19 protein-coding genes are annotated in these 22220 nt (G+C 44.5%); 2 read left to right on the forward strand and 17 right to left on the reverse strand.

What is annotated here, in order from left to right:
- Positions 1–46: 46 nt before the first annotated feature.
- The 10 genes from dnaJ to gpr all read right to left on the reverse strand — a co-directional run bounded on the left by dnaJ (position 47) and on the right by gpr (position 12018).
- On the reverse strand, positions 47–1171 hold the full coding sequence (gene dnaJ, locus MKY95_RS24225) for a molecular chaperone DnaJ (protein WP_036615086.1): 1125 nt from the start codon (positions 1169–1171) through the stop codon (positions 47–49).
- A gap of 129 nt (positions 1172–1300) precedes the next feature.
- Positions 1301–3148: a molecular chaperone DnaK gene (dnaK, locus tag MKY95_RS24230; RefSeq protein WP_036615087.1), complete on the reverse strand. Its 1848-nt coding sequence runs from the start codon at positions 3146–3148 to the stop codon at positions 1301–1303.
- A gap of 161 nt (positions 3149–3309) precedes the next feature.
- Positions 3310–3873, reverse strand: coding sequence for a nucleotide exchange factor GrpE (gene grpE / locus MKY95_RS24235; RefSeq protein ID WP_036615089.1), 564 nt, complete (start codon positions 3871–3873; stop codon positions 3310–3312).
- Between the two features lie 44 nt (positions 3874–3917).
- Positions 3918–4949 (reverse strand): heat-inducible transcriptional repressor HrcA, encoded by a 1032-nt coding sequence (hrcA, locus tag MKY95_RS24240; RefSeq protein WP_036615092.1) that lies wholly within the window; start codon positions 4947–4949, stop codon positions 3918–3920.
- A gap of 254 nt (positions 4950–5203) precedes the next feature.
- The gene (locus MKY95_RS24245) at positions 5204–5674 is read right to left on the reverse strand and encodes an N-acetyltransferase (RefSeq protein WP_017687214.1); all 471 of its coding nucleotides are present in this window, start codon (positions 5672–5674) and stop codon (positions 5204–5206) included.
- A 118-nt stretch (positions 5675–5792) separates the two neighbouring features.
- Positions 5793–6977, reverse strand: coding sequence for a radical SAM family heme chaperone HemW (gene hemW, locus MKY95_RS24250; protein ID WP_036615094.1), 1185 nt, complete (start codon positions 6975–6977; stop codon positions 5793–5795).
- 223 nt (positions 6978–7200) lie between these two features.
- The gene (gene lepA / locus MKY95_RS24255; protein WP_036615097.1) at positions 7201–9015 is read right to left on the reverse strand and encodes a translation elongation factor 4; all 1815 of its coding nucleotides are present in this window, start codon (positions 9013–9015) and stop codon (positions 7201–7203) included.
- A gap of 145 nt (positions 9016–9160) precedes the next feature.
- On the reverse strand, positions 9161–9520 hold the full coding sequence (locus MKY95_RS24260) for a hypothetical protein (protein ID WP_036615099.1): 360 nt from the start codon (positions 9518–9520) through the stop codon (positions 9161–9163).
- A gap of 54 nt (positions 9521–9574) precedes the next feature.
- Positions 9575–10870 carry a stage II sporulation protein P gene (locus tag MKY95_RS24265; protein ID WP_036615100.1) on the reverse strand — a complete coding sequence of 432 codons (1296 nt, stop codon included), beginning with the start codon at positions 10868–10870 and terminating at the stop codon, positions 9575–9577.
- Positions 10871–11016: 146 nt separating this feature from the next.
- On the reverse strand, positions 11017–12018 hold the full coding sequence (gpr, locus tag MKY95_RS24270) for a GPR endopeptidase (RefSeq protein ID WP_036615103.1): 1002 nt from the start codon (positions 12016–12018) through the stop codon (positions 11017–11019).
- Positions 12019–12193: 175 nt separating this feature from the next.
- On the opposite strand from gpr, the gene rpsT reads away from it, so the two are divergent.
- Positions 12194–12466, forward strand: coding sequence for a 30S ribosomal protein S20 (rpsT, locus tag MKY95_RS24275; protein WP_024628504.1), 273 nt, complete (start codon positions 12194–12196; stop codon positions 12464–12466).
- 188 nt (positions 12467–12654) lie between these two features.
- Here the strand turns inward: rpsT and holA are convergent, their stop codons facing one another.
- The 3 genes from holA to MKY95_RS24290 all read right to left on the reverse strand — a co-directional run bounded on the left by holA (position 12655) and on the right by MKY95_RS24290 (position 15756).
- A complete protein-coding gene (gene holA, locus MKY95_RS24280; RefSeq protein ID WP_036615106.1) occupies positions 12655–13671 on the reverse strand; it encodes a DNA polymerase III subunit delta in 1017 nt (338 codons plus the stop codon).
- Positions 13672–13927: 256 nt separating this feature from the next.
- Complete coding sequence (locus MKY95_RS24285; protein ID WP_036615109.1) at positions 13928–15211, reverse strand: anti-sigma factor; 1284 nt, start codon at positions 15209–15211, stop codon at positions 13928–13930.
- Positions 15208–15756: a sigma-70 family RNA polymerase sigma factor gene (locus MKY95_RS24290; RefSeq protein ID WP_017687205.1), complete on the reverse strand. Its 549-nt coding sequence runs from the start codon at positions 15754–15756 to the stop codon at positions 15208–15210. The genes MKY95_RS24285 and MKY95_RS24290 overlap by 4 nt, the downstream gene beginning before the upstream one ends.
- 351 nt (positions 15757–16107) lie before the next feature.
- Here MKY95_RS24290 and MKY95_RS24295 point away from each other — a divergent pair, with 351 nt between their 5' ends.
- Positions 16108–16410, forward strand: coding sequence for a hypothetical protein (locus MKY95_RS24295; protein ID WP_017687204.1), 303 nt, complete (start codon positions 16108–16110; stop codon positions 16408–16410).
- 131 nt (positions 16411–16541) lie between these two features.
- On the opposite strand, the gene MKY95_RS24300 is transcribed toward MKY95_RS24295, so the two are convergent.
- From MKY95_RS24300 to MKY95_RS24315, 4 genes are all read right to left on the reverse strand, one after another.
- Positions 16542–18566 (reverse strand): copper amine oxidase N-terminal domain-containing protein, encoded by a 2025-nt coding sequence (locus tag MKY95_RS24300; protein ID WP_051447376.1) that lies wholly within the window; start codon positions 18564–18566, stop codon positions 16542–16544.
- Between the two features lie 763 nt (positions 18567–19329).
- Positions 19330–20769: a polysaccharide deacetylase family protein gene (locus MKY95_RS24305; protein WP_036615114.1), complete on the reverse strand. Its 1440-nt coding sequence runs from the start codon at positions 20767–20769 to the stop codon at positions 19330–19332.
- Positions 20770–20821: 52 nt separating this feature from the next.
- A complete protein-coding gene (locus MKY95_RS24310) occupies positions 20822–20956 on the reverse strand; it encodes a hypothetical protein (RefSeq protein WP_268745214.1) in 135 nt (44 codons plus the stop codon).
- Between the two features lie 408 nt (positions 20957–21364).
- Entirely contained in the window at positions 21365–22141 is a 777-nt protein-coding gene (locus tag MKY95_RS24315) for a DUF3298 and DUF4163 domain-containing protein (RefSeq protein ID WP_051447377.1), read from the reverse strand.
- Positions 22142–22220 lie beyond the last annotated feature (79 nt).

Here is a 22220-nt window from a genome sequence, read left to right on the forward strand (position 1 = left end):
GGTAAAAACCACTGTGGTGTCCTTTTGGACTTGCTTTATTTTATTCTCAGTCGCCGCGGAAGGCGCGTTTCACTCTATCAAAGAAAGATTGTTCATGCTCATGTGTTTGCTCTCCATCCAGCGAAGCAATTTGGCGAAGCAGATCTTTCTGCTCGTCATTCAGCTTACTAGGTGTAACCACAACCACTTTCACATGCTGATCCCCTTGCCCCATACCGCGCAGGCGTGGTACACCTTTGCCTTTGAGGCGGAAATACGTTCCCGTTTGTGTACCAGCTGGTACTTTCAACTTCACTTTCTCGGTGAGCGTCGGGATCTCAACTTCATCTCCCAGAGCTGCCTGAGCAAAGGTAAGTGGGATTTCGCAATAAATATCGTCGCCTTCACGCTCGAAGAAATCATGTGATTTCACGCGAATGACAATATACAGATCTCCCGCTGGTCCGCCACGCAGGCCGCCTTCGCCCTCACCTGTCATACGCAGTTGCGCGCCATCATCTACACCCGCTGGAATGCGGACATGGATTTTGCGTTGCTTGCGGACTTTACCGCTGCCACTGCACGTTGTACATTTTTCTTTGATAATTTGGCCCGAACCGCTACAGTTCGAACATGCACGACGATTAACCATACGACCAAACGGTGTATTTTGCACGACTTCCTGCTGACCGCTACCTTGGCAGACCGAGCAGGTTTCCGGTTTCGTTCCAGGTTTGGCACCTGAGCCATGACAGGTATCACAGCCTTCGGTACGCGGAATCGTAATATCGGTTTCTTTACCGAATACAGCTTCCTTGAACTCAATCGTCATCGTGTATTGCAGATCATTCCCCCGTTGCGGAGCATTTGGATCACGTCGTCCACCGCCACCGCCGCCAAAGAACATGTCGAAGATGTCGCCAAATCCGCCGCCGCCAAAATCACCGCCACCACCGAATCCACCTTGATTCGGATCGACATGACCATATTGATCATATTGTGCACGCTTCTGACCGTCACTCACTACGTCGTAAGCTTCTTTAACTTCTTTAAATTTAGCTTCCGCATCAGCAGCCTTGTTTACGTCAGGGTGATACTGACGGGCAAGCTTACGGTAAGCCTTTTTAATTTCATCGTCGTTAGCCGTTTTACTAACGCCAAGCACCTCATAATAATCACGCTTTTCAGCCACTCTTCCACCCCCATATCATTCACCATATCGCACATCGTGACAAAAGGAAAGCCAAAGCGCGGGAGCCCCGGCTATGACTTTCCCTCTAATTCGAACGTCACCGATGTTTAATTCGCGTAGAACTACGAATTAGTTTTGTTTTTTATCTTCATCCACAACTTCGTAATCAGCGTCTACGACGTTGTCACGTTTAGCAGAACCTTGTTGTTGCTCTTCAGCACCTTGTGCTTCTTGCTCTTGCGCCTGAGCTTGCTCATACAGTTTCACAGACAGTTGTTGAACGATCTCTGTCAGTTCTTCTGTAGCAGCTTTGATATCTTCCAGGTTGTCGGAAGCCAGAACGCCTTGCAGTTTTTCTTTGGCAGCATTTGCTTTTTCAACTTCGCCAGCATCTGCTTTTTCGCCAAGATCTTTGATCGTTTTGTCAACAGAGTAGATCAATTGATCTGCACTGTTTTTCGCTTCAACGAGTTCTCTGCGTTTTTTATCTTCTTCAGCATGCAACTCAGCATCTTTCATCATTTGCTCAACTTCAGCATCGCTCAAACCGCTGGAAGAAGTGATTGTGATTTTTTGAGTTTTGTTCGTACCTTTATCTGTTGCAGATACGTTAACGATACCGTTGGCATCAATATCGAAGCTAACTTCGATCTGTGGAACGCCACGTGGAGCTGGTGGAATATCACCCAACATGAAACGTCCAAGCGATTTGTTACCCGCTGCCATCTCACGCTCACCTTGCAGAACATGAATCTCAACGCTTGGTTGATTGTCTGCATACGTGGAGAACACTTGAGATTTGCTTGTAGGGATCGTAGTGTTACGCTCGATCATTTTAGTGAATACGCCACCCGCTGTTTCGATACCCAGGGACAATGGCGTTACGTCGAGCAATACAACGTCTTTAACGTCACCTGTCAGTACGCCCGCTTGTACAGCAGCACCCAAAGCTACAACTTCATCCGGGTTAACGCCTTTGTGTGGCTCTTTACCCGTCAGTTTTTTGATTGCTTCTTGTACTGCTGGAATACGTGTCGAACCACCAACCAATACGATCTTGTCGATATCGTTAGGCGTCATACCCGCATCACTCAATGCACGACGAGTTGGTTCAAGCGTACGCTCAACCAGACCTTCAGAGATTTCTTCAAATTTCGCACGGCTCAGGTTCAACTCCAAATGCTGAGGAACGCCATCAGCAACTGTGATGAACGGCAAGGAGATCGTTGTAGTCAATACGCCGGAAAGTTCTTTTTTCGCTTTTTCCGCTGCATCTTTCAAACGTTGAACCGCTGCTTTATCTTTACTCAAGTCAATGCCTTGATCTTTTTTGAATTCACTTACGAGGTAATCAATGATCACTTGGTCAAAGTCATCCCCGCCTAGTTTGTTGTCCCCGCTAGTTGCTTTAACTTCGAAGAAGCCATCACCCAGTTCAAGAATGGATACGTCGAACGTACCGCCACCCAGGTCATATACGAGGATCGTTTGGTCTTCGGATTTCTCCATACCGTATGCCAAAGCTGCTGCTGTTGGCTCGTTGACGATACGCAGAACTTCCAAACCTGCAATTTTACCCGCATCTTTAGTCGCCTGGCGCTGACTGTCATTGAAGTAAGCTGGTACAGTGATAACTGCTTGAGTTACCGTTTGACCCAGATAAGCTTCAGCATCGGATTTCAATTTTTGCAGAATGATTGCAGAGATCTCTTGTGCGGAGTAGTCTTTGCTATCGATTGTTTCCTTGTGGGAAGTACCCATGTGACGTTTGATCGACATGATGGTACGATCCGGATTGGTGATGGCTTGACGTTTTGCTGTTTCACCAACAACGCGCTCTCCATCCTTTTTGAAACCAACTACGGATGGAGTTGTACGTGCGCCCTCCGGATTTGGAATTACGACAGCCTCGCCGCCTTCCATTACTGCTACGCATGAGTTTGTTGTTCCTAAGTCAATACCAATTACTTTGCTCATCCGAAAATTTCCTCCCTCAACAATTTAAAATGAATGGGTCTGATCTGACCCTTATTTAGATGTTCATGTTGCTAATCGTGCTCTATGTGTACAAACCTTTATATTAAACTTCGCCCACATTGTTCAACCATGGAGCCGACTCATTCCTTCCTATAAGGAATTTATGAGCTGACTTTAACCATAGCTGGACGAAGCACTTTATCTTTCAGCATGTAGCCTTTTTGGACTTCCTCAACAACGATACCTTCTTCGTACTCGTCGCTCTCCACTTGCATAATTGCTTGGTGGAATTCAGGATTGAACGGTTGTCCTACCGATTCCATAGCCGTCAGACCTTCATTATTCATCACGGTTTCCAATTGACGGAAAATCATTTGGATGCCCTTGGAGAAAGATTCGACCTCTGCTCCTTCCGGTACAGTAGCCATGGCGCGCTCGAAGTTATCAATAACCGGTACCAGTTCGGTGACCAGCTTCATCGAAGCGTATTTAGCCAATTCTTCTTTTTCCTTCTGCGTACGACGACGGAAGTTATCAAAATCAGCCTGTGCACGGACATAACGCTGTTGTTGCTCCTCAGCTTCTGCCTTCAGACGTGCAAGCTCATCCTGCTCCTGACCAGCCATCTCTTCAGCTTGTGCTTCTGCAGCGCCAGCTTCATTAATAGGCCCCTGCTCAGTTGCTGTTACCTCTTGTTCTTCTGTAAATGATTGCTCCTCTTTCAAGATGTTCACCTCCTTATACGAATGAAATGGTTCATTCCCGAATCTTATTTGAAACGATGTGTCAGCATCGCCGTCAAGTCACGGGATAGTGTATTTAGAATATGAATGACACGTGCATAATCCATCCGCGTGGGTCCTAGAATACCGATCGAACCCAAAGCCTCACCGTCCAATGAATAGGAGGCTGTAATCAGGCTGCAGTTGGCAAAGGCTTCATGATCATTTTCAGTGCCGATTCGCACTTGAATACCAGATCCACCTGGCACGGGCATCATCAATTTCATGAGTGTTGGTGTCTCTTCCAGCAGGTCAAGAATATCTTTTACCTTTTCGATATCTTTAAACTCCGGTTGAGTCAACATATTGGTGGCACCACTGAGGAAAAGACGATTATCATGTTCATTGTCAAATGCACTGTTCAGCACCTGCATAACTTCCTCGTAACGTGTAATATGCCGTTCCATCTCTTGCCCAAGTTCGGTATAAAGACGGGATTTCAATTTGTAGATTGGTACGCCCACAAGCTTGGTATTTAACAAGCGAACCACATTTTCCATCTCGGCTACCGAGATTTCTGGTGGAATCTGCACCGTCTTGTTCTCCACTTGACCTGTATTGGTCACGATGATTGCCACAGCTTCACTCTCGTTCAGCGGAAGCAATTGGAAGTGACGTAAGGACGTATGGAATACTTCCGGTCCAAGCAGGATCGAAGTATAATTCGTCATATGTGACAAAATATTGGATGCATGCTGAATAACTTGTTCCATGACGTTCAGTTTTTCAGCGAAGAACGACTTGAGATCATCCAACTCCTGAGGCTCCACCTGATTCCAAGGGACCAAATGATCGACATAATATCGATAGCCTTTATGAGAAGGAATGCGTCCTGCCGATGTATGCGGCTGTTCCAGGAAACCCATATCTTCAAGGTCCGCCATTTCATTACGGATCGTCGCCGGACTGTATCCAACATCTCCCCTTTTGGAAATGCTCCGGGACCCTACGGGCTCAGCTGAACGGATATAGTCATCCACTATAGCGTTCAGAATCATTCGTTGACGCTCTGTTAACATGGTGAGTATCCCTCCTTCTGACTGTACTGTCCCATGTCGTTAGCACTCCGGTTAGATGAGTGCTAAGCGGTAATACAAAAATACCAAACTGACGTGAACATTGTCAAGTGAGTTTGATGAGTGGGCTCATCTATTTATAGTATAGACCAATGTCGACGAGTCCTAACAACTTTATTGAACATACTTTGAAGTAAAAAAGGACTGCATGTAGGGCAGAGGCAGACTCGGCTCGATCCATGCAGTCCATTCAGTTGTTAAGCTGAAACGTTAAGCTCTTTTAATACCGCGATCTCATCGCAACAATCCTGCTTGCTGCAATGAACACAGTCGGTCCATACTTTCTCAGGGAAAATCTCTTTTTCCACTACGGCAAAACCGTTTTTGAGGAAGAAGGATACTTCATATGTCAACGCCATAACCTTAGGAATCTGTTGTTTCTCCGCTTCTTCTACCAGTCGGTCCAGCAATCGGGAGCCAATACCGAGCCCTTTGTGTCCTTCCGAGATACCGAGTGATCTGACTTCCACCAAATCATTCCCCAGACGACAAAGCGATCCGCAACCCACCACTTCACCATCAACTTCGGCTACAACAAAGTGCTCCAGCTGTCGGTGCAGTATTTCCCGTGATCGCGGAAGCATGATCCCACGCTCTGCATAGCCCTTAATCATTTCATACAGTGGTTCAACATCTTCCGGCACGGCTTTTCTGCATATTACCGACATCCTGCTCTCCTCCTATTACCAAGCTTTCCAGAGGAAAGCTGACTTCGTAGTTGTTAAATTAACACGCTCTGTAAAATCAATATGAATAAATATACAACAGAGCGTATAGAATTTCAAGCTATGAATTCAGCGATATGGACCCGATAAACTCCGCAAAAACGTCATTTCCGAACAGGATACCCTTCTCGCTCAGTCGGAAGCCGTCTGCCGTCCGCTCAAGCAACCCTGCGTTCAACATTTTGCCCAAAGGCTTCGCAAACACTTCTTCCATGGACTCTCCGAACTGTTCGCTAAAGCGTGAGGCCGAAGCTCCCTCCAACATTCTCAGTCCAACCATCAGATAATCTTCCATAGCTTCCGGGCGAGCAATCTCAAAATGATCCAGACGAGGCAGTCCTGCTCGTGAAGCTTCAACATAAGGATTTATACCTTTAATATTCATATGCCGTTCGCGGCCCACATATCCATGCGCACCTGCACCCAGACCATAGTAGTCCTCATTACGCCAGTAGGTAATATTGTGACGACTCTCAAAGCCCGGCTTGGCAAAGTTACTAATCTCGTATTGTCCATAGCCCGCTTCTTTCATACGTCTCATTAATAGAAGATACATCTCCAGCTCATCATCTTCATGAGGAAGTGGTAACTGGTTCTTCTGATACAGGGTATGGAAAAGTGTATTCTCTTCCACTTTCAGGCTGTAGATGGAGTAATGCGGCAGATCCAGTTCCAGCGCTTTGTCGATACTCTCATTCAACATTTCAACAGTCTGGTTTGGCAAACCAAACATCAGGTCAATGGACAGGTTATTCAAGCCTGCTTTTCGAGCATTCTCCAAACTGCGATATACATCATCCGTATTATGAATACGGCCAATGCCTGTCAGCAGATCATTCTGAAAAGCCTGCACGCCAAAACTGACGCGGTTGACGCCGCCTTCTTTCATCGCAGCGAGTTTCTCCGCATCCGTTGTTCCCGGGTTGGCTTCCATCGAAAATTCAATATCGTCCGCCCAATTTGGGAAATACGTCTTCACGGAACGAAGAAATACGGCCATCTCATCCGGTTTCAGAGCTGTTGGCGTACCCCCACCTACAAATATGGTCTTGATCTCACCCGGTGGATTGGCCTTAACTGTATGTTCCATCTCCCGTTCCAGCGCTTCGAGATATTGCATCACGGGCTGATCTTTCAGAACGTAGGAGTTAAAGTCGCAATAAAAACATTTATTCGTGCAAAAGGGAATGTGAAGATACACCGCTTGGGGCGCACCTGTCTTCCGGCTGTGTGCTGCCAATGTCATGGCAAGTCCCCCTCTATTTGAAAAAAGGAAAGCCATCCGGCTTCCCTTTCAGCTTAGTTATTTTAATATTCTGTGTTGTACCCATGTTTGCAAGCAAACGTCCTACAATTCAATTTCGATACACACAATCTGTGTTGTACCCGAGACAAAATATCGTTTATCCTTTCATACACAAATTATTGATGTACCAAAAGGATTCACGTGACGTTTGCAAGCAAACGTCCTAGTCATCAATTTTCAGTACCGCCATGAATGCCTCTTGTGGCACCTCAACGTTACCAACCTGCTTCATCCGCTTCTTACCTTCCTTCTGCTTCTCAAGCAGTTTCCGTTTCCGCGAGATGTCACCACCATAACACTTGGCAAGTACGTTTTTACGCATTGCTTTTACCGTCTCACGAGCAACGACCTTGGTACCTACAGATGCCTGAATTGGCACCTCGAACATTTGCCGTGGAATCAGCTCGCGCAGTTTCTCACAGACAATGCGTCCGCGGTTATAGGCACGATCACGGTGAACGATGAAGGACAAAGCATCCACCTGTTCGCCATTGAGTACAATATCCATTTTCGCCAGATTGGACTGACGGTAACCGGACAACTCATAATCCAGGGATGCATATCCTTTGGTACCGGATTTCAACTGGTCGAAGAAGTCATATACAATCTCGGACAACGGAATCTCATAGGTAATGGTAACCCGGGTTGTGTCCAGATATTCCATATTTACATATTCACCGCGTTTAGTCTGACACAGCTCCATAATGGTACCTACATAATCATTCGGTACGATAATATCTGCCTTGACGTATGGTTCCTCGACGTAATCAATCCGTCCCACCTCAGGATAGTTGGATGGGTTGTCGATTTTCATCACTTCACCATTCGTTAAGGTAACGTGATAGATTACACTTGGTGCCGTTGTGATCAACGGAATGTTAAACTCCCGCTCGATCCGCTCCTGAATTACGTCCATGTGAAGCAGTCCAAGGAATCCGCAACGGAATCCAAAACCGAGTGCACTGGATGTTTCCGGTTCAAAGCTCAGAGACGCATCGTTCAACTGCAATTTCTCCAACGCTTCACGCAGATCAACATAGTCCGATGTTTCGATCGGATAGAGACCACAATACACCATTGGGTTAATTTTACGATAACCCGGCAATGGTTCCGGTGTTGGATTTTTGGCATCCGTTACCGTATCCCCGACTTGTGTATCGCCAACATGCCGGATACCTGCAACGATAAATCCAACATCCCCGACGTTCAGCTCGTCCACGATGGTCATACGAGGTTTGAACGCTCCAACTTCAATGACTTCAAATGATTTTCCTGTTGCCATCATTTTGATTTTGGAACCGGATTTGATTTTGCCGTCAACAACACGCACATATACGATTACACCTTTGTACGGATCGTAGTGCGAGTCAAAAATCAGCGCTTTCAAAGGCTGGTCAGGATCACCAGTTGGTGCCGGAACACTCTTCACCACTTGCTCCAAAATTTCTTTGATTCCGATTCCTGATTTGGCCGAAGCCAAAACCGCATTACTTGTGTCCAAACCAATAACATCTTCCACTTCCTGCTTCACCCGTTCAGGATCAGCGCTCGGAAGGTCAATTTTGTTGATAACCGGTAAAATTTCAAGATTGTTATCCAATGCCAGATACACATTGGCAAGTGTTTGGGCTTCAATTCCCTGAGCCGCATCCACAACCAGCAGAGCACCTTCACATGCAGCAAGACTGCGTGATACTTCATACGTGAAGTCTACGTGTCCCGGTGTATCAATCAGATTCAATAAATACTCTTCACCATCGTCCGCTTTGTAAGTCAAGGCTACTGCTTGTAGCTTGATCGTTATTCCACGTTCACGTTCAAGGTCCATTTTATCCAGAACTTGTTCCTGCATTTCACGTGAAGTGAGCGCACCTGTGTGCTCCAAGATCCGGTCCGCAAGTGTTGATTTGCCGTGATCTATATGTGCAATAATAGAAAAGTTACGAATTTTACGTTGTCTTGCCCGAATGTCAGTCATTCCTTACCCCCAGAAACAGCCTAGTGTCAATCACTTCATTATAACAGTTGAAGCACAGTGCATCAATCCCGTGATGTCTCAACTTTATAATAAAGTGTCATCATGCACTCCCAGAGGTTATATTGTACCTTAAAATTATGGTATTTTATTCAGCAACGCCGCTAAAAAGAGAGACCACCCACTTGATTCCACTATGTGAGAGATTTTGCAGTAGTCCAGCCGTTTTGTCTGCCAACACATCAACCGGAGCCTTATCTTGATCCGCCCCAAGCACTTGGCTTGGTGACTGAACAGGTACAAATGGTGGTTCTTTAATTTCCTTTTGGACAGGTGCAGTCGGAACAGATTCGGTCACCGATGAAGTGGGCTCAGTTGTTACAACGGTTGACGTGCCTCCTGATGGATTGCCCATGTGAAAGTTGCTGCCAGCCAGCTGCATTCCAAACAGCACACCCAGCAACATTAATACAGCGATGGATAACAGTCTTTTACCGAATCTGGACATATGCTTTGCCTCCTGTCACTCTCTACTATTTTGTTCTTCATACATATATAGTCCCTATCCACCCTGTGATGACGTTTCTGCACTGGCTTTGTCCACCTTCTGATCTTCCCAATACACTTGGGCAATCATGTCTGCTAGAATCTTCGATGTCCGTTGGAGCTCAGCTCCTGTGTTGTCGATGCCGCCAATCTCAATCAAAATGCTGTTGGGTGAAAGGGTTTGGTTATACTCTCCATTGTTGGCTCCTCCACCATCTTTGCCCCACACACCACGGGATACCCCAGGATACTTGGCTTCCAGTTTCTTATGAATTTTCGCTGCAAAGGCTTCATTTTGCCGCCAATTTGGATTTTCATGCCCAATAATGAAATACACTTTGGCGTAGCCCAAGTCATTAATAGTGGTTGTTGTTTTGCCATGACGCTGTGAATCGCGATGAATGTCTATGAGATATGTCAGATCATCATTTTGAGCGAGTGCCGCTTTTACCGTTTGACGGGAGTATTTATAAGAATAGTTCCAGTTATAGTCCTTTACTTTAGTGGGGTAATCATCCTTGGCGTGTTCTACGCCGATTCCCAGCTTCTCCAGACTGTCTGAGAGGTAGGTTCCCACTTGAAATACATTGCCTGTTGATTTGCCTGATGATGGATTATCACTTTTCGTACCTAGCAGTGGGTTGTAGCCTTCCCGTGGATGGGAATGATAGATAAGAATTGACTTTTGGCCTGTTGTCGGTGAGCCTGAATTGTCTTTCTCACCATTCTTCGCTGGGGGATCTTCTTTACCTTCTCCATCTCCAGGCTCACTCGACTCAGGTGGGTCCGTATTGTCCTGGCCTGGTGGAATATGCAGCTCACTACCGGGTTTTCCTCCACCTGCGGAAGCCGTATCCGTAAGACCAGGACCGGGCTGATAATCTTCGGGAGCCTCTGCTTTTTCGTTACCAGATCCAGGGCGGAGCAGAACAGGTTGGTTGGAACCCATGCCCGGCATTTCTCTCGCAATCAAGCTCTTCGGATCTTGAGGATTTACATTCGTTAGTAATTGGAAAACAAATGAGGTGAGGTTTTCACCGGATATAGCAGAGGTCTGTTCCTTCTGGGTGAGATGAGGCATCTCCATACCGAGCATATCGACGAAAAAACGGCTTGATACGGCACTCGCAAATCCTTTCATGGAAGAAACGGGTGAATTATTCAAGCGTTTCTCTGCCATCCCCCCCAGACCCAGTACGACAAAAAACAAGGCAGATATGATCATAAGCAACAACAACGTACGGCCCATGGCCAGCACGTGCAGACATCTTTTTTTCCACTTCCCAATATTCCAGGCCAATATCTTGTTCATTCTGCTGTCTCCTTCCCTGCTGGACAACTCTTATACTTCAACTCTATGAGCCCGCCCAAATTGATAGAACAGGAAAATGAAAGATTCCAAAAACAAAAAAAAGAAAGTCCGATAGATTCGGACCTTCTTCTCAGCAGTTTTAAGTTTTAATGTGTATAGGCCGCTACGTTATCTGGATTCACAGCATCATGGAGTGCCGCGTTAAGTCCTGTAGCAATAACATTGGCAATTCCCTCAATAAACTCATCGATTTCCTTTGGGGTAACAATGAGGTCATGACCCAGTGGTTCCAGTACCTCTTTCACCAGACTCAAGCGATCCTGCTCACCGATGTCGTCCAGCATACCCATGATCTGTTTGGTCTGATCCGTTTCCTGGCGGAAGTGTGAGCGCATCATCTCAATCACATTGTTCACAATGGTGGACGCATAACATACGGTTGGTACTCCGATGGCGATGCAAGGCACACCTAATATTTCACGAGTCAGGCCACGCCGTTTGTTTCCAATACCGGAACCCGGGTGAATACCAATGTCCGCTACCTGAATCGTTGTATTTACACGTTCCAAGGAACGGGAGGCCAGCGCATCAATCGCAATAATGGCATCCGGCTTGGTCCGATCTACAATCCCCTGTACGATGTCACTGGATTCAATGCCCGTTGTACCTAACACGCCGGGAGCAATCGCGCTGACTTCCCGATACCCTGGCGCAACCTGATCTGGCACCAATTCGAAATACTGACGCGTCACCATCAGATTTTCCACAACAAGTGGACCAAGTGAATCCGGGGTGACATTTAAGTTGCCCAAGCCAACAATCAAGACCTTGGATGTTTTGTTAATTCCGGCCTTAACCATAAAATCTTCCATTTCACGGGTGAACTCGGCAGCAACTCGCTCCTGTAACTCGGTATCACCATTCCGTAGTGAAGGTACTTCCAAAGTGACATAATGACCTTTCACCCGACCAATAGCCGTGGCTGCTTCTTCAGTCAGGACATCAATACGTGTAATCGTAATGCCCTCTTTTTTCTCTACATCTTCCTGTAGTCCGGGAATCGTCTGTTTCTGTCCACCTTGCGCCATTTCCTTGGAGTCGATCGCCAAATCGGTACGAACTGTATAGTTTTGCAAATCCAGTGTCATTCTGTCCTTGCCTCCCTTACCGCATTTGAGCATATTGTGTGGGAAAAAGGGTTTCTTTATACAGCATGTCGAACATCGTAGGAATATCTGTTGCATTTTACATGCTAGCGTGATAGAATATTTTAAGTTGTGAAACGTTTGTATTCATGCAAATGCCTTACAGGAGGTGAATGTAATGCCAAACATCAAATCCGCTGTTAAACGCGTAAAAACGAGCGACAAGCGCCGCGCACTCAACGCTTCCCAGAAGTCTGCACTCCGTACAGCTGTTAAAGCTGCTGATGCTGCTCTGGTAAGTAACGAAGTTGATACTGCAAAAGCTGCGATTCAAGCTGCTTCCAAAAAGCTGGACAAGGCTGTAACTAAAGGTCTGGTTCATAAAAATGCTGCAGCACGCAAAAAGTCTCGCTTGGCGAAAAAACTGAACGCTCTTTCCGCACAAGCGTAAGAAGCGTTACTTTTACGATCCAATGGAAAAATCCTGAACAGCATAGGCTTTCAGGATTTTTTAGTATCTGATTCGATAAGTATAAGACAAAGATAAAGCGACCTTTATTCAGATGATTTAACTATCATGGAGCAAAGGTCGCTTTGTTTGTTATTCACACTAGTAATCTATTACGTTTACTTATCCATTCATGCACCAAGTCTCAATAAGAACAGTTCCAGACCAAGAACTTTATCCACCGCTCCTGTTTTCATCTGGTAATCCAGTTCGCTGAGGTGACTCAAAATCATTCTCAGACGTTCCGGCTGAAACTTACGGGCTTGCTCACCTGCAATCTTAACAGCATACGGATGCAAACCAAGCTGACTGGCAATCTGCTGCTGGGAGTAACTTTGTTGTCCCAACTCTTTCACCTGGATCATGATCCGAAACTGGCGTGCGATTAAAGCCGCAATTTTAATCGGTTCTTCCCGCTGCTTCAACAACTCATAGAAAAGAGCCAACGCTTTCTCCAGTCGCAAATTAGCAAGTTCCTCCACCAGTGAAAATACATTCTGCTCTGTACTACGGGCAACCAGTGACTCGATATCAGCACGTTTGATTGTCCCCCCATTACCCGCAAACAAACATAACTTATCTACTTCAGCAGACAGGGTCTGAAGACCCGTTCCTGCATAGCTGATCAACGTTTCCGCCGCTCCCGTCTCCAAGGAAACATCCCGCTGCTTCGCAAGTTTCACTATCCAATTCAATAACTCTTCTCCACTGAGTGGAGCAAAAGCAAGAACTACTGCCTGTTTCTTGACAGCTTTCACCAGTTTCTTACGCTCATCCAGCTTATCCCCTTGGGCCAGGAAAACAATCGTACTGTAATCTGCCGGATTTTCCATATATGTAAGCAGACGATTAACCTGATGTTCAATCTTGGATTCTTTACCTGCGGTAAACAGGCTCGCATCCCTTACAATAATTAATTTGCGTGGAACCAGAAAAGGTACGGTCTCTGCTTCTTCAATAACGACCTCCACAGCCGTTTCAGACAAATCATATGGAATAATCGCAAAATCACGATGTTCTTCTTCAATAACCTGTTCTTTTAACATATCCGTAAATTGCTGTATCTGGTACTTCTCCGTTCCGTACAGCACATAGATCGGTGCCGTTTCTCCATTACGTATTGCCTTTGTTGCACTTTTTACATCCATTCACGGCGCCTCCTTATCCCTCTTATCCTACCAGAAAAAACGCAAGACAACAAAGGGACCTTACATCCAGTTATGGATGAAGGTCCCCTGTCCTACATCTATATAAACGCTGACACCAGCAGTTCTAGAAAAAGCCGGTGCGCGGTCATACGACGTCAGTTGTTTGAACTGAGATAGGACGTTTTGTTACTTCCACTATATGCTTGTCATACTGAAAATGTTCTTTCGTTTAGAGGAGCGCACTCCCCATTTTTAATTATTTCGCAGGAGCTCCCCCTGAAACAGCAGGTACATTAAACGAGTTCTTCGCCGTTGTTCCGTCCTTGTCCGTTTCGTAATTAAAAAGGGTACCATCCTTCGACCAACTCGCTGACTTCAGTGTCCCCTCTATGCTGCGTTGTTCAACCAAATTTAGAACATCCGGTTCGCTCACAGGTTTGGAGTATATGCTGATTTGATCACCAATAAGCATAACTACATAGGAACCGTCAGGTGACTTCCATTCTTTTGGTGCTACTGTTGTAGCCATTCCCTGATCCGGTCCTGCTGCGACTCCTTTGTTTCCTCCAGAAGCGTCTGCACCTGCACTGGAATCAAGTACAGTGTTACCTTCAACCGGAACATCTTCAGTCATATTAGGTGTTGTATCCTGAGAAGTGAAGGATTGCGCATCTCCATTTTCTGTTTCTGTTTCTCCATTCTCTTCCCCATCTGCAGAAGATTTAGGAGAATCTCCTGATCCCTGAATTCTCTGCTCAGAATCTTGGTTCTGAGCCGGATTCTTCTGATTATCGGTCGAAGGAGTTCTGGACGAATTATCCTGCGGTCCTTTATTCGGAGCAGGCGTTGATTCAGTAGCCGGTTGTTTAGGTGTCGGATCTGACTGAACTTCAGGCTCCTGTACCTCATCTCCACCGTTCTCTTCAGGCATTGTTTCTACGTCTTGGTTATCTGGTTTAGTTGGTGAATCATTCGATTGACCCACAAACACATCGTTGCTACTTGGTTGGGACGAAGTGGCAGGATCATAATTTTCAATATTCTTGCTTAATGAATTCTCATCCAAATTGCCGCTCTCTTGAGAAGCTCCAGAGCTCATCAGCATGGAATCGGCATTCTCAATCTGTTCAGGCGGATTTCCCCAGATGGCGAATCCCAATATAACTGCCGCAGCCGCTGCACCCATGGACATACGTCCTGCCATCGAGTTAAGCCATTTTTGCTTCGTTTTCCGCTCACTTGAACGTTGTAAATTCTCAAATGTAGCGGGGACAGGATTCATTTCCTGTATGGTGCTACTTTGTTCCTTCCGCGCTTCGTCAATGGCATCAAGCTGTGGCATTATCGCATCAACCAGACTAAATTTCGGGCTTACTTGCGGCAATTCTTCCAGTTCTCTGGAAAGAGCTCTGAGTAAACTAAAATTCTCGGCGCACTCCGGACACTTTGCCACATGCTGTAGCATCTGCGCGGTTTCCGCCTCGCCCAGATCATGATCCAGATAGCGGTGCATCCATTCCACCACCTCTTCGCATTTCATCCTGTCACACCACCTTTCTGATATTCCTGTAGTAGATTCTGTAATTGCTGCCTGGCTCTAAATAAATAAGATTTCACCGTATTCAACGGAAGATCGAGACAATCCGCAATTTCATTGTAGGATAAGTCCTGCAAATATCTTAGAACAATAACGGTACGATGATGCTCGGGAAGCTTGTTGATCGCATCCTGAATGTCCTGGGCCACATATGTAGACATGACCTCGTACTCCACATCCTGATTATCCTGAAAAACCATGTCATGTTCGTCAATGGAGACGGACGGTTTGGTTCTTCTGAATTTATCAATACAGATGTTCGTGACGATGCGTTGTACCCATGTTTTGAATTGGGCCTTTTCTTCGTATGAATTGATTTTGGTGTAAATTCGGATCAACGCTTCCTGAGCAGCATCCAAAGCGTCCTGTTCATTATTTAGAATGTAATATGCGGTCCGATAGACATGTTGTTCAATCTCCCGCAATAGGGTAATTAGAGCGTCGCGATCGCCCGATTGAGCGGCTCTGATGAGTTCCGGCTCTACCACAAAGGATCCCCCTCTCCCTGCAACCTTACAGACGTGATCATCAATAAAATTGTTGCAAAGTTAAGTATTTTTTTAATTTGCCATAACAAAATAACGGCGTATGTATTAGGGCCGCTGAAATCTTCTCTTAGAATAACAGAAATTGCATAACGAGTCACCAAACGTATCCAAAAGTGATTCCATTACTTACACGACTCAATTCAAATGCAATGGCATACATTATAGATAAGCACTTTTTTGGTTCCTAAAATAAAAAAAGTCGAAATTTGTCCAAATTTAAGCTGATTTTAATGCAATTTTCATGAAAATAGTGTATTGTAAATTTACATTCATAAACACGAGGTGATGAGCATGCCAGCTCTTGCGAAAATTCAAGCTTTAAAAGAACAAATGCCCAAAGAATATCAAAGTATTTCCCACTTTGTTGAACATGCATTGGAGTCCATTGATACTCTGGTCGAGGAACATCGGAAGTACGTAGCTGCACAGGCATTATACGGCGATAAAATCGTTGGATCGGAAGAACGCTTGTACAGAGAAACCGTACTGGATGTCAGAGCACAGCTATTGATGACTCTTGAGAAAACGGTAGAAGATCTGTTGCACAAGGGCGACAAACACTGGAGCAAACACTTTAAGGATGGCGTAGAGTAGTTCTTATATTTCTTCTACATTTTGAAAAAATGGCCCGTTTTCCGATATTCTCCCTCCTGGGGTGTAACGGAAAGCGGGCTTTTTTTGTACTGTGACTTGCAATCAAATGATATGATTAATTGGTATATTCATCAGTAAATCGCCATCAGTTTGCCATTGAGAAACCCTAAAGCTCTTATGCCTGCGGAGCTGGCATACACCCAAACCTCGATTTTGCCTTTTGAACTCGTTTCATACGTAATGCTCGATGGATCTCCCCAAGCAAGGCGCACCTGAGTTATGTTCATTCCTAAAGCTACTTCTCCAGCAATGATTTTATTCCAAGTGGACTTGGACCAATTGTATTTCTTATACGGATCAGAAGAGAAGAATTGGTTGGAATCGGCAAGCATCTCCGTCACACTGGAAGGTGCACCTCCTGCGTAGGCAGAAACGGTTTTTCCTTTTGCATTACGGAAGATAATAGAGTAACTTCGATCACCGTATTTAATCTTTTCAATTTTGATATCTGATATGGTCACTTTACTGAAACGTTGCCCTAAACTCGTATCACTGTTGATCCAGTAGGACTTGCCAATGAAGCGAGCAAGATTCCCCAACTCTTTTTTCTTGATCAGTGCAAGTGTATCCTTCGATTCCACCAGAATAGAAGAATTTCCAACCAGCACCTTGGCCTGCTTTAGCTCAGCATCCCATCGAACCTGAATACCCGCAGCCTGTCTTAACAAGTCCGCAGGAAATACAGTTTGCCCTCCAATGGTTTGTACTTTCCCTTTCAACTTCAGCTCTTTGTTGTTTAATCGCGCAACAGCACTCCCTTTTTGCAAAACAATACTGTCATCTCCAAATTGAATTTCAAAAGATGAACCCTTCACATCAATTTTGGCTCCCAAAGTTTTGAACACCGACTGTACTGGCAAGTATACATTTCCATCCAACAATGTGGCGCCTGTTAACTTTTGCTGTGAATCAACGTTCAGTTGAAGACTTGAGGCAAAATCACCTATCTTCAAAGTCACTTTGGTTGTTCCCATGCCCGTAACCTTCAGTTTGCCTCCTGCCTGAATTTGTGCAACTCGGGGCTGCTCCACTATAATTTCTTCAGGCAATGGCGCACGCTTGTTTTTGAAACCATTACTATAATTCTCCTGAACTGCAAGCGTGATCGTATCCCCAATATTAGCTTCCTTGGAAGATGCCGTAAGTGTCACTTGATTTAACGCGGGAGCTGATAGAGGAGTTAACTTTCCATTATCATATGTAGCCCATGATCCATCTTGTAACTGTGCATATAGCTCATCCAGATTAGGCGCATACACCATCCGCGATACGTTACTTAAACCAGGCAGTTGCTCGCCCTTATATTTGGCAGTTCGATCGTAGCTCCAGACGCTTCCATCCTGTTTCACCGTGAGCAGCTTATGCGTACTCCCCCACCAAATCAAAGATTGCACATTATTCGCAACCGTGATGTAGTCATCCTCATACAGCATACTTACGATCACTACCGAGCCATCATCTTTTAACACTGCTGCGTAAACACCATTCGTTGCAATTGCTTTACCATCAGGTACATTTCCAGCTTTACGTATTTTGTTGTATTTGTCATAATATATATCTCCCGATGAAGATAATGCGCTATAAGAAGAATCGCTTCCAGTACTACTCCAATAAGAATCCGCATCGATAATCGATTCCAAAACCTTAGCCTGATCATCAAAATTATAAAGGTTTCCATCCTGAAGCTGAACCCATCCATGGCCATAAACTTTCACAACGCCATTGAATTGTTTCGTTACTGGTTTATGCGCATTGTCCTTATTCCACCGAATCACTTGGCCATCGGCAGTCCACCCAAAGATGGAATGGTCTTCTGATTTTGAAATACCAATCAGTTTTCGATTTTGTGTCCATACTCCACTTGTGATCCCTTTAGACCAAAGTGTACCATCGTCCAGCAAATAGTCATTTCGGTCAAGAACTGAAGTGATGGAATTACCCGATCCAGATGATGCAAAAGCGGAGGACTGTCCTACGATCAAACCGATAACTAAAAGTCCAATGCATAGGGCTATCGCTTTTCTAATCCATTTCACTCTAAACTTCTGAGTTGCATTTCTGTTCTTTTTACTTTGCGACATTTCTACAAGTTCCATTTTCTTGATCCCCTCATTATTATGTATAGTGCTACGATCCCTAAGTATCTCTATCCCTCCTCTAAGGTGGGCCTAACTATTATTCGGTAAAAACAACCATAATCCTGCAACAAAAATCACCTAACAATAATAAAACCATATTTTTACATAACTTCAACAAAACAAATACAAATGATTGCATTTAATAATCTAAAATAGAAAACATATTACAAACTAAATAGAGCGTGCAACCGTAACAAAACTATAAATGGATATGCGGGAGATTAAATGAATCTAATAATATTTTTCAAATACTTCCTGGGATTTTTTCTACTCAGTAGTGTGTTATTCATTGCATTTAATATGATAATAGGGCATAAAAGTTGGGATCAAATTGATCACATACTCAACTTGTTCAGCGCAACTATAATTAGCTTGATAGTTGGCATATCAAAGGCAAGAGAGTAACTGATTTTTAGTCAACTATCCTAAGTGATAGTCTAGATGTCCTTACACTTCATGAAGTATTACTTACTTCTAGTACGAAAAGTCGAAAAAAAGATGACTGCATAACTAAAATATTATAACGCTGGAACCATCTGTCGCTAGCGAGTGAAGCAGCTTATGGACAAAATGTTCGTTAGAAAAACTCTTACATCCGTATCTGAATATAAGGAACTATGGAGAAATCGGAACAGCAAGGAATTATTTCAAATCCAAATTCTTATAGAAAAGGTACAAACCTTAGAAAAACGAAGGTTTGTACCTCTTTTGTGTGATGAACTTATTGATTATAATAAGGGCCATTTCCTGTGGATTTATTCAAGGACAACAACTGAGACACCGTTACGAATTGGTAGCCTTGCTTTTTTAGTGATTTAAGCATGTGGGGCAGTGCATCAGCTGTAGAAGCGTGAATATCATGCATAAGTACAATCGAACCTGATCTGATGTTTTTAGCAACCTCTTTATTTACAGCTTGGGCGTTCCGGCTTTTCCAATCCAGCGAATCCACAGACCATAAAATAATGGGTGTTTTCTGTTCTTTGGTGACTTTTTTGACTGATTCATTCATAGCACCATAAGGCGGACGGAATAGGGTTGGTTTTTCTCCAGTCGCATCTTTGATTCGGTGCGATGATTCTATGATTTGTTTGCGCACCTCACTCAGGCTCATATTCGCAAGATTCGGATGACTCTTGGAGTGATTGCCGATCTCGTGGCCGGCCTTAGCAACCTTTTTAGCCATATCAGGATAATACTCTACTTGTACGCCCAGCATGAAGAAAGTAGCCTTCGTGTTGTACTCCTTCAAAGTCTTTAGAACTCTAGGTGTCACCTTTGGGTGAGGCCCATCATCAAAGGTAAGAGCCACATATTTCCCTTTAGGATCAAGCGGAGGCTGAGTTGGCCTCTTCCCTTTTGGTTCATCGTTATTTTCATAAGTAATATTCCATTTTTTAGTAAGGTCCTTCTTCAAGTAGGAATGCAAGGATTTCAGTGGAATGTTCACTTGGACCGTTCCGGCTGCACCAGCAGCGATCTCGTATTTATTAAAGTATAAAGTAAAGACTCCGTTACCTATGGACCATTTCCATCCAGATGGATTTTTTATAGATTTTTGAAGTTCTGCTTCGAATACATAAGAGTGAACGTTTTTCTGTTTCTTCAATTCTTCCTTCACGATGGACATAATATGGTTAACAGTTGCTTTGTCATAAGTCATGATATCAGATAAATTCAATATTTTATTTTCAGCTGTGTCGATATTAAAAGATTTTATTATCGATTGTCCATTAGCACCGCCTGTGGTGATTTGATAGGAAGTGAACACTAAACTATATAAATGGTCATTAATTTTATTCGTATCTACTGTAATATTCAATTCAGCACGATGATCGCCTTGAAGCGTTTTTGTACCGGTTTTAACCTGGGTTAAGAATTTCTTTTCCTGATCATTGACCCACGTCTGAATAGGAGTATTAATCTCCTTGTTGTTTGTGAGAACGTTGCTAATCGACAGTATATAATGCTTCGTTTTCTTCGTCCTTGTTTCGATATTTAAGCCTGGGTATGCACTGGGCGACACTTCAACGTTCTCTGTAACGCTGTGGTTTCCAGCTAGAACATTTTGCACCATTAGATTGATTCCTAGAATCCCGCCAGCTAATACAATAAATCCAACCAGCCAAACGGGCCACCGTGTTTTCTTCCTTTTGTTCATTTCAAATCATCCTTATCTTTATTCTAGTCATAAAAATGCAAGTCATTGTCTATCATTTCTTCCGGCGATGGTAGGCCATGACAGCCATGACGGATAATGCCCTTAAGCCATCAAATCCTGGTATATAACGTTTACCATCGCCTCGTACCGGTGCAAAGTTCCGGATTAAACTTCCGAAATGATTCATGTTGTCGTGCATTTTGCTTTCGTCCCTATCCTTTTTGATTTGTCGCTCATAGGCAGGACGCCGAGCTTGTGAAAAAAGTTTTCTCCAATTAATTTAATCAATGAAGAGAACAAAACATTTTCATGGAACTTCTACCTTTAGAACTAAAAAAAGCATCCCGTAAGAAGAGAGTCTTCGGGATGCCACATTCAGAATAATCGTCATGTTTCCAGCATAAGACTTGAATTAATGTTGTACTTGTACATTTAAAATGTCGGACACAAATTGGATTGCGCGGAAAACTGATTTTTATGAATCGAAGTGGCTGCGCCGAGCGCTTTGGGAGCCATTTTCGAGAAGAAGCAAGCTGCCACCTTTTTCAGATCCAATTTTACTGCGATTTCTGGCTTCATATCATTCGCCTTTGCCTCAGAGGCTGGCATTCTTCAAATTGAAACGGAACTCCGGTGAACCCACATATCCCGGCGCGATACTGTATTTTGGGAAGACGATAACCAGTTCGCCTTTTTCAATATAAAACGACTGTTCCGTGAACGTCCCTTTGAATTCTTCCAGGAAGTATTGATCGGGATCCTTTCTCATTTGCGCAAGAATATCTGCATCAAGCTTTTCTTTATAGTTAGAACCGAGGAGATCCTCCAGTGTCACGCGCTGAGCCGCAGAGGCATTTTTCAAGTTGTAGGTATCGATCCGGGGCATGCTTGTTCCGCCCCTGTAACCTTCCGTGATTACTTCAAGCGAAACTACTCCTGCCGGGTTTCCAGTTCCGTCCGACTTTAGCTTATAGCTGACGTAAAATTCATAGGGGTGGAACTTCTGGTGATTTACTTTTGCCTTTTTGGCCGTTTTTGCGGCATCCTTCTCCCACTGAGCAAGATCCTTTTGCGCACGGGATAAAAGGATGCCATTCAGTTCATTCTGGTATCTGGTGTCCAGCATGCCGTCCAGCTGCGGTACCTTGATGTTCACAATAAGGTTCTTGCTTGTTGTGCTCAGTACCTTCTCCACGATTTTTACACCTGTAGCCGAAGGGACGGTTGCTTGTACCTTAGAGCTGACAGTTACGTTCGCTGAAACAGGTGCCGAGGCCAGCGCATATGCAGATAAGCTCGCTGCGCCGACGCCGAGCATGGCTACACAGCCCATGGCCCCCATCTTCATGTATTTTATCGTTTTCTTTTTCATAGCTTCCATCCTCCATCTCTTTGTATGAGTGTCTAATCACGCACACTCATTGGCTAGACGCATGAGATGGTTCAGAAAG

This window comes from Paenibacillus sp. FSL P4-0176 (assembly GCF_037975265.1).
Taxonomy (GTDB): domain Bacteria; phylum Bacillota; class Bacilli; order Paenibacillales; family Paenibacillaceae; genus Paenibacillus; species Paenibacillus amylolyticus.

Excerpts from the sequence above, each read along its gene's own strand:
- dnaK (WP_036615087.1), bottom strand. The coding sequence starts at position 3,148 with ATGAGCAAAGTAATTGGTATTGACTTAGGAACAACAAACTCATGCGTA.
- hrcA (WP_036615092.1), bottom strand. The coding sequence starts at position 4,949 with ATGTTAACAGAGCGTCAACGAATGATTCTGAACGCTATAGTGGATGAC.
- MKY95_RS24245 (WP_017687214.1), bottom strand. The coding sequence starts at position 5,674 with ATGTCGGTAATATGCAGAAAAGCCGTGCCGGAAGATGTTGAACCACTG.
- hemW (WP_036615094.1), bottom strand. The coding sequence starts at position 6,977 with ATGACATTGGCAGCACACAGCCGGAAGACAGGTGCGCCCCAAGCGGTG.
- lepA (WP_036615097.1), bottom strand. The coding sequence starts at position 9,015 with ATGACTGACATTCGGGCAAGACAACGTAAAATTCGTAACTTTTCTATT.
- MKY95_RS24260 (WP_036615099.1), bottom strand. The coding sequence starts at position 9,520 with ATGTCCAGATTCGGTAAAAGACTGTTATCCATCGCTGTATTAATGTTG.
- MKY95_RS24265 (WP_036615100.1), bottom strand. The coding sequence starts at position 10,870 with ATGAACAAGATATTGGCCTGGAATATTGGGAAGTGGAAAAAAAGATGT.
- gpr (WP_036615103.1), bottom strand. The coding sequence starts at position 12,018 with ATGACACTGGATTTGCAAAACTATACAGTTCGTACCGATTTGGCGATC.
- rpsT (WP_024628504.1), top strand. The coding sequence starts at position 12,194 with ATGCCAAACATCAAATCCGCTGTTAAACGCGTAAAAACGAGCGACAAG.
- holA (WP_036615106.1), bottom strand. The coding sequence starts at position 13,671 with ATGGATGTAAAAAGTGCAACAAAGGCAATACGTAATGGAGAAACGGCA.
- MKY95_RS24285 (WP_036615109.1), bottom strand. The coding sequence starts at position 15,211 with ATGAAATGCGAAGAGGTGGTGGAATGGATGCACCGCTATCTGGATCAT.
- MKY95_RS24295 (WP_017687204.1), top strand. The coding sequence starts at position 16,108 with ATGCCAGCTCTTGCGAAAATTCAAGCTTTAAAAGAACAAATGCCCAAA.
- MKY95_RS24300 (WP_051447376.1), bottom strand. The coding sequence starts at position 18,566 with ATGGAACTTGTAGAAATGTCGCAAAGTAAAAAGAACAGAAATGCAACT.
- MKY95_RS24305 (WP_036615114.1), bottom strand. The coding sequence starts at position 20,769 with ATGAACAAAAGGAAGAAAACACGGTGGCCCGTTTGGCTGGTTGGATTT.
- MKY95_RS24310 (WP_268745214.1), bottom strand. The coding sequence starts at position 20,956 with ATGAATCATTTCGGAAGTTTAATCCGGAACTTTGCACCGGTACGAGGC.
- MKY95_RS24315 (WP_051447377.1), bottom strand. The coding sequence starts at position 22,141 with ATGAAAAAGAAAACGATAAAATACATGAAGATGGGGGCCATGGGCTGT.